Here is a 12341-nt window from a genome sequence, read left to right on the forward strand (position 1 = left end):
TTGATTTAAACCCTAGCACGTTTAAGCACAATATCCTTATTTGAGGAAGTCATATGCCCAAATAGGGTTATTTTGTTGTTCTTTAATGGGTTAACAGATTATTTCCGCCGAGAACCCCACTAAAAGCGCATTGTTATGAGTTGGCACGATACTCGCAATACCTACTGAGAATAGAGGGAACGTACCGTTAAGTGGCTGCGTTAGATCCAAACACATCAATGCCTTATGGCAATAGAGAAGACATTATGAAAAATAACTTATTAGTATGCGCATTATTAACCTGCGGTTTAGCCTTGCCAACCAGCTTATTCGCTGCACCTACACAAATTGAAGTCGTCGACAATAAAGACAGAGAATTTACCACCCAAATAGAAACTGATGAGAATGACATTACCCATGTCACCATTAAAACAGATGGTAAGCAACATGACTTAGCATTTACTGCCCAAGAGTTGAAAGATAAAGATGTGATTAGCGCTAAATTAGCTGAGTTACCCAAAGAGTCTCAAGCGCTACTCACTCGTATGCTGTCGCGGTCGCAACTGCACCCTAAAAACAATCTTTTTGTTGTTAACGCAGAGCAAGATAAGGCGATTAAGATTAAATTGGAAAAACTGTATAAACAACTCGATGGGAAAACAGCGCAAATCGAAGCTCATGTAATAAAAATCGAATCTAAATCGGGTGAACTTGAAGCGAAAGCCCAAGAACTCGAAAAACTATTCGAACAAAATGAAGGCGAATTTGAAATACATATTGAATCCCTTTCAGATGATATAGAGATTATTGCCGAGCAGATCTCTGAGCTTGAAGTCATGCGATTTGGTGATAGTGATGAACACGCTAGTTTTGTTATCTTTGACGATGACGATGGGGCAAGTGCTGAACATATTCTTAGCTTGATTAGTCACGCAAACCTCAGCAAAGAAGATAAACAAAAGCTTAAATCTGCTTTAGACAATATCAAATAGCATTGATTGGGCAAGCTGCTCTTAACAGACCAGCTTGCTGTAACCAACAATCAAGGTCGACAGAGTTGTGCTTTGACGCACATAATCACACCTCGATTACTGTTCCCTGCGAGTATTAGTCCCATATTTGTGAAGCCGTCTATAGAATACTTATTTGATTTTGCCTTATCCTTACAGGCTATTTATGGTCAATAAGGTATATCTTTATGTGGTGGCGTATTCTTTTTATCAGTGTTGCGTATTTACTGCTCGGTGCGCATTTTCTTCGATTTGGTCAAAACGAAGTCTGCATAGCCTATGCATTAGCACCTGTATTACTCATTATTCGAGCAACTTGGATGACTCGATTTTTACAGCTAGCCCTTATCGTCTCCGCCTTTCTTGTTTGGGGAACGAGTGGATTTGAATATGTACAGGCACGCATTGTTGCTGAGGCCCCCTGGTACCGTCTAAGCATTATTATGTCGAGTGTTGTCGCGTTTACGCTATTTGCCGCATGGTGTGGCAACGGCATCATCTATAGAAGACACCAGCGCAAAATATTCAACTAACAATGTACTGATAGCCCAAAGGCTTAGATTCTATTCGTTAACAATCTGTCAGGATAAAATCACCGTATATGAGTTCGTTCTATACGGTGATTTAACAAGGTTTATGTGAGAGCGACCCATTAACCAGCAGTTTACGACTCGCTATATCAATTAAAATATTAAGTAAAGCCGTCGCACCTATCAGCACTAGCGCCCCATTAAAGCGTATTTCAGAAAAGTTGCTATCAATATAAAAGCCTAACGTAGCAACGCCTAACATTCCCAAAATAGCTGTTTCTCTGAGAATCACTTCAAATCGATAAAACAGTAACGCCATCATATTTGGGTATATTCTCGGTAATATGTCATATGCATAGCCATCAATTTTGCCATTAAAATGCTGGCTAAATGTAGTGGTAGAGCTTTGTCGAGCGGTTAAATAGGCAACTAAGGCACCGTTATGAATCGCTAACGCTATGATTGCCGGCAACATAGAAGGTCCCAACAACAACATGAAAATATAGGCCAAGATGTACTCAGGTATTGATCTTAAAATAAGTAAGATAAAATTGTTGAGTCTAGTGATAAACGCACCCGTTAATGGCTTAAAACTGAATGTTGTCATCAGCAATGCCAACAGATAGCTAAAGCCTAGCGCTGCAACTGCAAGCAACACGGTCGCTAAAACACCGGGAAGTGCTTGCTCAGTAATAATCTGATACAACCATTGTCCAAATAGCCGCCACTTATCGTTAAACAACAGCTCTATGCTATGGCTTTGAAACATGGGCGGTAAAATATCGTCACTTAAAAAGCGCCAAACAAGTGAGCCGTCAATGGTGGTGATATCAGGTAACAACCATACAGCAGCAATAAAATACAAAGGTAACAATTTAGCTCTGCACCAATAAGGTATGGAGCCGATCATAATAATAAACAGAATAAGCAACGCTGCGCCTTGGTGATAATGCCCTTGCCTGAAAGCCGACTCTAAATAAAACCCTAATGTAGGCATTCCGACAAAGCCAAGTATCGCGCTGCTTCTTAGCGCACATTCAAAACGGTAACGCACGTAAGCTTTTATTTCATTCATTACGTGGGCGAAACGGCCATATATGTAGCGGCTGACTTTATCGGTATTCGCTGGTAAATTTTGCAATGTGTAAACAGGGGCTTGCTGTAAAATATCGCTAAAGACTCTAGCAAATGTAGCACCATAAGGTAAGGCAATAGCAAGTACGCCTGTTAAGGGGGATAAACCGAACACTTGCAGAAACAATAACGCCCAAAACAATTCATGAATCGAGCGAATAAAGGCACAAGCGGCTGCGACCAGAGGTTTATTATAAAACAATGCTACGGGTGCACCGAATAACAATCCTGCCGCCACGCCAAGTAAAGCAAAACTAACCGTTTGCCAAACCGCCTCCAATAGATATTCGGTCGCTAAAAAATCTGGTGAAAGAAATCCTAGGGCTATACGCTGCAACTCGCTCCACGGTTCTAACGCTATAATTTCCGTGTCAGCCCAGTAAAAGCATGCCATGGTAACACCAAGCAAAATCAGCGTTACTTTCTGCCAATAACCAAAAAAAGCCTGACGTGGAATTGAGCTCATGTTGACAAGATCAGGCAATGGTATCCGATCCTATAGCCTCGTCAGTATCAATGCTTGAGCCTTCATAGAACGCTTGCAACATCTCAGCACTCAGCTCTGAGGCACGAGTATCTATGCACTTTTTCCCGTCACGCAAACCAATAACTCTATCAAAATGTTGCAACGCCATATCCATATCATGCAATACCATAATGACGCTCTTGTGCTGTTGTAATACTAAACTTATCAGCCGCTTACCCATAACTGGATCTAAGGCGGAAAAAGGCTCATCGCCAATAAAAATGGGCATCTTTTGATATATAGCTCTACCAACCGCAGTGCGCTGACGTTGTCCACCTGATAACTGAGAAACCGTCTGGGATATCGGACAGTCTAGCGCTAAGGAGTTAGCAATGGTTGTCACTTCTTTAAGTGGTTTTTTAAAGGGGAACGCTAGGTTAAAAAGATTATATACTGCAGAATTTCTGCCTAGTGCTCCCATATATATATTATGAAATACACTTAAACTCTCAACTAAACCTTGTTGTTGGGAGCAATATGCCGCACTCCCCTGCAACTGGTCATAGATATAACGAATAAGCGTAGATTTTCCTGAACCTGAGCTGCCAATAATGGCTACCTTTTCGCCAGCCGCAATAGACAGGCAAATTGAATCCAGTGCTTTTTTATCACCAAAGCTCAAAGAAAAATCATTAATGTCTAACATCAATTAATCTATTAGACCGATCGTTTTTGCGACATTTTCAATCGGTTCATAATCTTGATTGTCGGCCGGCACAAATGATTTACGTGGAAAACTCTTAAGAAGTTCCGCATCAGTCATACCCAACAGTGCTGCTTCCACTCGTGCTTTAAAGCCTGCGCCAAAGGTCTCATCGACACCAGCTCTTACCGTCCATTGGTAATCAGGATAAGTGGGTGTGGTCCAAATAACATTCACTTTTTTCAAGTCAACTCTACCCGCGGCTAAAGCGGACTCCCAGACTTTATAATTAACCGCTCCCACCTGATAAACACCTGCTTGAACTTGCGCGATGGTGCGACTGTGGTCGCCTGAAAAACCAATTCGCTTAAAAATATCTTCAGGGCGTTTACCCAAATTACGTTCGATAAAAAACTGCGGCATCAAGCGGCCAGAAGTAGAATCTTTTGAGCCAAAGGTAAAGGTGTAACCGTTTAGATTAGGGAAGCTATCATCAGCTATAATCTCAGTAGAGTGGTGAGCAATAAAGTAGCTTTTAAAAAATTGGTCTTCATAGCCTTGTGCTATTGCGTCAGAACCCGGTACTAAACGCCTTGCTTGTACGCCGGAAAGACCACCAAACCATGCAAGCTGCACTTGATTGTTTCTAAAAGCGGTTACGGCTGCAGAGTATGACTTTACTGGCACGTATTTAACTTCAACGCCTAGTTTTTCTTCTAAGTAAACGGCCACTTTATCGAAACGTGTTCGAAGTTGGCTTTCATCCTCATCGGGAATCGCGGTAAAAGTAAAAGTTGCAGCCAAAAGACTCGGCGCGAATAGCAGCACAAACATGCTAATAAGGGACTTGATAGCAAACATAATAAGCTTAACCTGACAAAATATTTACCATATTTTAACTAAATTTAACCAACAAACCCAGAAGAAACACTATAAAGCACTAGATAGATCTGGATTTAACCATAACCTTTATCAAACTGATGTTAAATCATCCACTAAAACGTTTTCTTCATAGCAACATCAACATAATTCAGCCAAGGTTAAGTTAGCGAGGCGTAAACTTCTACGTAATTAGAAACACTTAGTTGGCAGTATGCATAAATCTGCGTAAACTAATCTTTATCGCATTCAAGGATATTTGACTATGAGAATATTGGTTGTTGAAGATGATCCTATTTTATCTCACCACCTTAAAGTGCAGCTTAGTGAGCTAGGAAATCAGCTTCAAGTTGCATTAACAGCGAAGGAAGGATTTTACCAAGCGACAAACTATCCTATCGATGTCGCTATTGTCGATCTGGGCTTACCCGACCAAGATGGTATTAGCTTAATTCAAAGTATGCGTGATAACGGAGTGAAAGCTCCCATTTTGATTTTGACAGCCCGAGTTAACTGGCAAGACAAAGTTGAAGGTCTAAATGCAGGTGCTGATGATTATCTGGTTAAACCGTTCCAGAAAGAGGAGCTCGTGGCTCGACTCGATGCTCTGGTCAGGCGCAGTGCCGGTTTTGTCAAACCAAAGATCACCAGTGGCGCACTAGAGATAGACTTGGCAGCCAAACAAGTCACTCTCAACGACGTGCCAATGGAAGTGACCGCCTTTGAATATCTAATCCTCGAGTACTTAATGCGCCACTGCCATGAAGTTGTCGCTAAACAGCGCTTGCTCGATGTCATTTACGGTGACAAAGAGGGAGACCCAAACACTATCGAAGTCATGGTCAGTCGTTTACGCAAAAAACTCACAAAAGATGGTATTGAAAATCCTATCGCGACGATTCGTGGTCAAGGTTACAAATTTAATCTGCCATGCAGTTAAGCTTTAAACCTAAGAAACGTCTGCTTACGCGGATGTTTCTCACTTCGCTCTCAATCATAGCCTTGGTAGGCTTTGGTTTAGCTTGGATGGTTAATATTCTTCATGCCCAAAATAGTTACAATGAAGAAACCTCCCAGCTTATTGCTGAAATCCCTAAAGTAGCCGCCGAACTTAGGGAGCATGATCTACTGCCTGATAATAGCGATGAATGGCTAGCAGAAAATAGCGCATCACAGCGTTATATTATTGCCAGTTGTGACAGTACCTTTAATCAAGTTTGGACATCTTCTTTGGCTGTCGATCGCGGATTATTCGATACCTGCGAACGTTTTAATGAGATCCGCAATAACACCCCCCCCTATTACCTTTCCTTAGCTGATACTCGTGGCTACTTTGTATATTTGCTCTCACTTGATATCGCTGGCAGCGAATACAATTTACTGGTGTTAAAAGATGCTGAGAAGTTAGAAGCAGAATACAGTAAGTTCAGTCGACGCACCTATGTACGGCTGGGGTTTGTGCTGGCATTAGCACTGGTCTTGCTCATCAGTGCGGCTTACTGGGGAATGCGTCCATTAGTGCAATTAAGAAATGAACTCCAATCGGTTAATAGCGGAAAATCCAAGAGCCTTTCTGAAGGTTATCCCATTGAACTTGAAGGCGTAACCCAGGCGCTTAATCAACTGTTAGTGCAATCAAGTGCACAACAGCAGCGATACCAAAATGCAATGAACGACTTAGCCCATAGTTTAAAAACACGTTTAGCCGCGGTGCACGCCATTACTGATGATGCCAGATTAGATAAAGAAGCAACCAGTGAAAAAATAATGGAGCAAGTTAGCCAGATGGATCTATTGGTAAAATATCAATTAAAACGGGCAATGTTAGGGCGTAAGGGCTTAAAACAGGAACAAACTCAAATACTGCCGCTGGTTGACCAACTCGCTCAAATGTTATTTAAGGTATACCGCGACAAACAAGTCCAGTTTGAAGCGGTTATCGAGCAAGAACATGTCTTCCCTGGTGACAAAGGTGACTTAATGGAGCTTTGTGGCAACTTAATGGAAAATGCATTTAAGCTGTGTATTACCACCGTCAGGGTCTCATCCTATTACAATGATGCGGGTGAGTTTGAGCTTTTAGTGGAAGATGACGGTCCAGGCGTTGAAGAGAGTATTAGACAAAACATTATTCAACGCGGCGTTCGAGCAGATACCCAAAAAGCGGGACAAGGTATTGGACTGGCAGTGTGTAACGAGATCGTCATTAGCTATGGCGGACGTCTCAGTATTGAGACATCCGACTTGGAAGGTGCTTGTTTTAGGATCTCAATACCAATCTAACGCGCGTATAGCTGCTCTGCTCGATTAAACATTATCCAAGAGGTCGCGATATATTTATCGCAGCTCTTGGGCATATTGCCTCGATGCGAATGAGTAAAACCTGCAGGTGCTATCACCATAGTGCCTTTTTTAGGCGTTACTTTCTTGTCTTGATAGTAAAACTCAGTCTCTCCGCCTTCTTCGACATCATTTAGGTAAAACATATATAACACGACTCGATGCAAGGCTTCGTTATGATTAAGCTGAGGAAATTGTTCTGAGTGCCAATGAGGATAGCCGCCTTTGTTTTTATCATATTTTTGAATGTTAATCGTACCACTCCGATATAGATATTTAACTAAGGCTTCAGCCCTTGGCTCCCCAAATGCCGCATAATTATCAGGTGTTAGCGTAACAGCGTCACCTTCTAGATTAGAGACTCCTACCGATACCGCACCCATCAGCGCCATAGAATATTTATTAAAGTACTCCGCGGCGTGCTGCAATGTGTATTGCAGCAAAGTATTTTTAAGCACGGATAAATCTTCATGAGAATCCAACATCAAATCTCGGCTCATTTTTTTGTCAGTGTCGACGCCACCACCGGTGCTTCCGGCTAACACACCTGGGTGTTGCTCAAAAGCACTAACGAGCTGTTCACATAGGTCATCGGGAAGTGCATTGGGGTATATTTCAATAAAATCCATTAGATACTCTTAAGCTGCTTGCCTTCGCATAATTGTAAACATATGAGTTAAGCATTTGTAAATAAGATAAGTTGCGTTAAAATAGCAAACTAAGGAAGACTCACACAAATACATATGCCAAATAGTTGTAAAATTGCAGTAAAGCAACTGCAGGTAGGTAATTTCATTCGATTACCTGTTTCATGGAAAGATCACCCTTTTCTATTCAGCAGCTTCAAAATTAGACAACAAGCCCAAATTGAGTTAATAAAGAATCTGGGGATTGAGCATGTCTTTGTCATATTAGATCGCAGCGATACTGCGGTGCTAACCCCTGAAGATGCCCGCAGCAGAAAACAGCCTATTGTCGATAGTAATTTAGATAAACTATCAGAGGACCTACGTAAGCAAAAAGCTGAAAGCATAGAAGCCCATAAAAGCCTAAGGCGCCAGCTGCAGAAAACAGAACAACACTTTGATCGTTCAGTCGCAATGATCCGCAGTCTTATGGGTAAATTGCGTAATCGTCCTTTAAATGCCGTGAATGATGGCAAGGAACTTATCCATAATATCTGCGAGCAGTTATTAACGTCTGATAAGTTAGTCTTGCATTTGATGGCAGATGCTAAAGATGATGATGGGATCTACTACCACTCTCTTAACGTATCCGTTTTATCGATGTTAATCGCCAAAGAACTAAACTGGACTCGCAATGAAATAGAATTGATCGGCATTGGCGCATTATTTCATGATACTGGTAAGCTTAAAGTGCCAACGCAGATATTAAGAAAAACGTCACCATTATCACAAGCCGAACAAAACTTTGTCAGTCAGCACCCCATGATGGGTGTAGACTTACTCAAGCTTGCTGATAATTTCCCATCAGAAGCACTGCCAGTCATCTTGAATCATCATGAGTTCCTCGATGGTTCAGGCAGTCCAAAAGGCTTAAAAGAAGCCCAGATTGACAAATTAAGCCAATTGGTTGCAGCGGTAAATACCTATGATAATCTTTGCCATTCAGATAATAATCGAAAAGCACGTACCCCCTATTCTGCTTTAGGTTATCTGTATAAGCATTATCAAACACAGTTAAATCCGCAAATGGTTGGAAGAATGGTCAAGATGTTAGGGATCTATCCACCCGGCAGCATTGTCGAGTTATCCTCAGGCCAATACGCTATGGTTATGTCGGTAAATATGAGTCAACTATTGCTACCGAGGATCCTTGTTTACGATGCATTAGTCCCAAAAGAACAAGCACCTATAATAGAGTTGGCACAAGAAGGGATTACCATCGTCAGGTGTTTACCTCCGGCAGGCTTGCCAGAAAAGGTCTTTAAATATCTAAACCCGAGAGAAAGAGTCAGTTACTATTTTGGTACCGATAGCTGAGAATAATCTTTTTGTAATAACAGTAAACTTGTCTATTTCTTGCTCTATTCCGTTCCTGTTACTAGATTTAATCTAACAGTAAACGTTTAAGAGTGAGTTTTTATGACTAAGCTTCCCGATTTTGACCAACTACTTTGGCTAGCAGAAAACGAACCAAGCAAATTAGATGCTTTACAGAAAAAGTTAAACCAAGAAGTTATTGACGAGTCTTCAGCTGCAAGTAAACCAAAGTTAGTTTCATTGCTCGATCATCTCGAGAAAAAATTGTCACTATGCAAAACACCCTACCAACGCTACCAAATTGTAAGCAGTATGATGTACCAAAAACTCTCAAGTCTTAATGATGTACTTAATCACCCTGATGAGTTTTATCAACATAAGGCTACGGTGCTTACTTTTGCAAACGGCCCCTCACAAACAGGTACAAAAAAAGTTCGCTAAATGCGAACTCTTGTTATTATAACCAACCTTTACGCTTGAAGAAAAAGTAGGTACCCGCAGCACTACCAAACATCATCAAAATAGCCATCGGATAACCTAACTTCCAATCCAGTTCAGGCATATTGGCAAAGTTCATACCGTAGCTACTAGCAATTACCGTAGGCGGCAAAAATACCACTGCCGCAACCGAAAATATTTTAATAATCTTGTTTTGTTGCAGTCCACTAAAACCCATTGCAGCATCGAGTAAAAAATTCAATTTATCGAAAATGAACTGACTATGTGGCATCAGTGATTCAATATCCAATAACATCTCTCGAAGATCTTTTATCTCACCATCTGAGAGTTGACTACGATAGTGCTTTTGCATGTAACGTAATGAACGCTGTGTATCGAGTAAACTTAATCTAATCTTACCGTTGGAGTCTTCTTGTCGAGTAATAAGCTTAAAGACATCATCAAGCTCTTCATTCTTGAACACTTCTTCACTCACACTATCAAGCACAGTGTAAACGTCTTCAATTAAATCTGAGAGATAATCGACCTTTAGATTAAACAACTCAAGCAGCAATGCTTGCGGTGATGTAGCCTCTATTCTGCCAAGACGTAAATAGTTTCTTAGCAGTCTGATTAAGCCAACATCTTCTTCTCTAATCGTCAAAAGGAAATTGGGGCGAATGTTAAAAGAAACGTTTACGCCTTTAACATCTTGTCCTGCTCTTTGTGGGAACAAAGAATTAATGTGCAACCCGTCTTTATTCTGATAAAAACGTGCTGAAGCTTCAATTTCATTGATGTCTTCCTCTTCAGGAACATTTTCAACAGAAAACTGACTTAACCACTCTCGTTCCTGATCATCAGGCTTATAAAGATCTAACCAAGTTGTGCTGGGAGGGATAGTATCCTTGATGCTCAATTCGGTGATCGTTAGATTACGATTCTCGTAGGCATAGGCTGTTATCATAGCTCCTCCTTCTTACAATTAATCAACTAATGGGGGTAAAAAAACGAGGCTATTCTAACCCAAAAAGAGACATCGAAAAGCGTTAACTAAACGAAAAATCTCAAATATTACTCTTCGACTGTCTTAGCGATGGTTATTCGTTCTTGATTAGATAATCTGATTCTTATCCCGTCTATAGTTATTAATTCGTTGTTAGTAATATGCTTCTTTCTAACTTGATAAACAACCGAATCGTTACTCACTGGCGACACAATAGTGACACTAACGACCTTATTACCATCCTGCCAATCCCAATACCAATACCCAGCACTTGCCAATAATGAAAGACTTATAATTATGTACAGAGAGAAGCGAATAATAATCCCTTTACCCATATCTTGAGTTCGCTCTTTTGTTCCGCTTACTTTAGATTGACGAATATAAAAAATGGCACTCGCTATGACTAACAAAGTCACAAGAATTTTTGTTAACACGTGCTCTCTCCAAAACCGTAATGGAAGCACATTATAACTAAAATCATAAAGCTAAACTGTTATTATTATCTAAGCATCCGTATTCAATTGTTCAGTTACACTAGATCAAGCTGCAAAACAAAAATCGTTCTGCTATAAAGTAAGTATCAATTAAAATAGAGATTTTCTATGAAAATAAATCAGTGTATTTTGGCGACAGCATTACTCTGCGTTCATTCTTTCGCTATTGCCAATGTAGAACTAACACTTCCATCAAGCTCTGAACTTGTGCTTATCAATGGCAAAGAGGCTGACGGAAATAAAGACCTTTCACTCGCTAATGGTGAGAACCAGATAGCACTGAGGTATGTAGGGCGTTACCAACAGCAGGGGTCGCAAAACCAATTTAGTTCCGATGTGATTATTCTGACGTTTTCTGCTGAAGATAAGCAATTGACACTCGGTTTTCCGAGAATACGGTCAAGTAGAGCTGCGGAGGCTTTCAATAGTGCCCCTCAGATAACAATGATAGATTCTTCAGGCGCAACGATAGCTTTTCAACAGGGACTATTGATTAAAGAAGGTATGCAACTGGGTCGCGATTACAAAGAAGAGATCAGTATTTACAATAGTAGTCACCAAGTCGCAGCCATCAGTACTTTAGCTTTAGCAGCCCCCATCATATCAACAACCCCGTCTTCAAGTACTCAAGTCTCCGAGGCCGTTTCTGCTAGTAATTCTAACGTGAAATCAGATCAGATAAATGTTGGTCAAATGCTCGACTTTTGGTATGAACAAGCCGATGAAGCAACAAAAAAAGCATTTAAATTAAAGATAAACGCTAAATAGCACATATAGATATTCTCTGACGCAGCTCGGTTTTAAGTAAACCAATTGGGGTTTAAGTGTCATCGAATATCTCACTAACTCCATTAGTCAGTGGCGTCTTCTGGTAGATCAGCAACATGATCTACCATCCCTAATGTTAGTTATTCAGTCGTCTTTATCCCATCGCTATAAGCACTCTTTTACAGTGCTCATGCAATTCAAAAACGTCTTTGCTATCCGGTTTAAACATTAATTTGACCACACTGTGACGTGGCTAGATATTTAAGTCATAACAGACATCATGTCGACATATTTGAACTCAAAATCTGATGAACCGTATATCCGTTGACTCTACAACCACAAATCACAGACGTAAAAAAGCCCGTTGCGTTAGCAATGGGCTATTCACTCTCTTTCGAGACCAAACTTAGAAAGAGTCGGCGCCTGGCAATGTTCGATTCGCACCAGGGTTATATCGGCCACAACACGCTTATGCCGATGCTATTGCCCCTGCATTCTGTGGTTCCGGCAATTCAGCAACGTAACAACCACAAATCACAGACGTAAAAAAGCCCGTTGCGTTAGCAACGGGCTATTCACTCTCTTTCGAGA

General features: G+C 40.9%; 13 protein-coding genes. 7 read left to right on the forward strand and 6 right to left on the reverse strand.

Features of this window, described 5'->3' with window-relative positions; all coding sequences use genetic code 11:
* The first annotated feature begins 245 nt into the window (after positions 1-245).
* Complete coding sequence (locus CXF86_RS07425) at positions 246-971, forward strand: hypothetical protein (RefSeq protein WP_102038702.1); 726 nt, start codon at positions 246-248, stop codon at positions 969-971.
* Positions 972-1177: 206 nt separating this feature from the next.
* Positions 1178-1522: a hypothetical protein gene (locus tag CXF86_RS07430; RefSeq protein ID WP_102038695.1), complete on the forward strand. Its 345-nt coding sequence runs from the start codon at positions 1178-1180 to the stop codon at positions 1520-1522.
* A 91-nt stretch (positions 1523-1613) separates the two neighbouring features.
* Here CXF86_RS07430 and CXF86_RS07435 read toward each other — a convergent pair whose 3' ends face one another.
* From CXF86_RS07435 to CXF86_RS07445, 3 genes are read right to left on the reverse strand one after another with little or no spacing between them, the layout of a single operon-like run.
* Positions 1614-3119, reverse strand: a complete 1506-nt coding sequence (locus CXF86_RS07435) for a PhnE/PtxC family ABC transporter permease (protein ID WP_101091903.1) — start codon at positions 3117-3119, stop codon at positions 1614-1616.
* 10 nt (positions 3120-3129) lie between these two features.
* Entirely contained in the window at positions 3130-3825 is a 696-nt protein-coding gene (locus CXF86_RS07440) for an ATP-binding cassette domain-containing protein (RefSeq protein WP_101091821.1), read from the reverse strand.
* Between the two features lie 3 nt (positions 3826-3828).
* Positions 3829-4683, reverse strand: coding sequence for a putative selenate ABC transporter substrate-binding protein (locus CXF86_RS07445; protein WP_102038696.1), 855 nt, complete (start codon positions 4681-4683; stop codon positions 3829-3831).
* 283 nt (positions 4684-4966) lie between these two features.
* Between CXF86_RS07445 and CXF86_RS07450 the strand changes: the two genes are divergently transcribed.
* Together CXF86_RS07450 and CXF86_RS07455 are read left to right on the forward strand one after the other, a co-directional pair.
* Complete coding sequence (locus CXF86_RS07450) at positions 4967-5641, forward strand: response regulator (RefSeq protein WP_101091819.1); 675 nt, start codon at positions 4967-4969, stop codon at positions 5639-5641.
* Positions 5632-6984 carry an ATP-binding protein gene (locus CXF86_RS07455; RefSeq protein WP_101091818.1) on the forward strand — a complete coding sequence of 451 codons (1353 nt, stop codon included), beginning with the start codon at positions 5632-5634 and terminating at the stop codon, positions 6982-6984. Before CXF86_RS07450 ends, CXF86_RS07455 begins: the two co-directional genes overlap by 10 nt.
* On the opposite strand, the gene CXF86_RS07460 is transcribed toward CXF86_RS07455, so the two are convergent.
* The gene (locus tag CXF86_RS07460; protein WP_102038697.1) at positions 6981-7670 is read right to left on the reverse strand and encodes a 2OG-Fe(II) oxygenase; all 690 of its coding nucleotides are present in this window, start codon (positions 7668-7670) and stop codon (positions 6981-6983) included. The genes CXF86_RS07455 and CXF86_RS07460 overlap by 4 nt on opposite strands.
* 114 nt (positions 7671-7784) lie before the next feature.
* Here CXF86_RS07460 and CXF86_RS07465 point away from each other — a divergent pair, with 114 nt between their 5' ends.
* Positions 7785-9044, forward strand: a complete 1260-nt coding sequence (locus tag CXF86_RS07465; protein WP_102038698.1) for an HD-GYP domain-containing protein — start codon at positions 7785-7787, stop codon at positions 9042-9044.
* A 102-nt stretch (positions 9045-9146) separates the two neighbouring features.
* A complete protein-coding gene (locus tag CXF86_RS07470; protein WP_101091815.1) occupies positions 9147-9485 on the forward strand; it encodes a DUF3135 domain-containing protein in 339 nt (112 codons plus the stop codon).
* 16 nt (positions 9486-9501) lie between these two features.
* Here the strand turns inward: CXF86_RS07470 and corA are convergent, their stop codons facing one another.
* On the reverse strand, positions 9502-10449 hold the full coding sequence (gene corA, locus CXF86_RS07475; RefSeq protein WP_101091814.1) for a magnesium/cobalt transporter CorA: 948 nt from the start codon (positions 10447-10449) through the stop codon (positions 9502-9504).
* 107 nt (positions 10450-10556) lie between these two features.
* Positions 10557-10922, reverse strand: coding sequence for a hypothetical protein (locus CXF86_RS07480; RefSeq protein WP_101091813.1), 366 nt, complete (start codon positions 10920-10922; stop codon positions 10557-10559).
* A gap of 168 nt (positions 10923-11090) precedes the next feature.
* Between CXF86_RS07480 and CXF86_RS07485 the strand changes: the two genes are divergently transcribed.
* The gene (locus CXF86_RS07485) at positions 11091-11750 is read left to right on the forward strand and encodes a YccT family protein (RefSeq protein WP_102038699.1); all 660 of its coding nucleotides are present in this window, start codon (positions 11091-11093) and stop codon (positions 11748-11750) included.
* The last annotated feature ends 591 nt before the right edge of the window (positions 11751-12341 follow it).

Origin of the sequence: Shewanella sp. GutCb (assembly GCF_002836135.1) — a bacterium.
GTDB lineage: Bacteria > Pseudomonadota > Gammaproteobacteria > Enterobacterales > Shewanellaceae > Shewanella.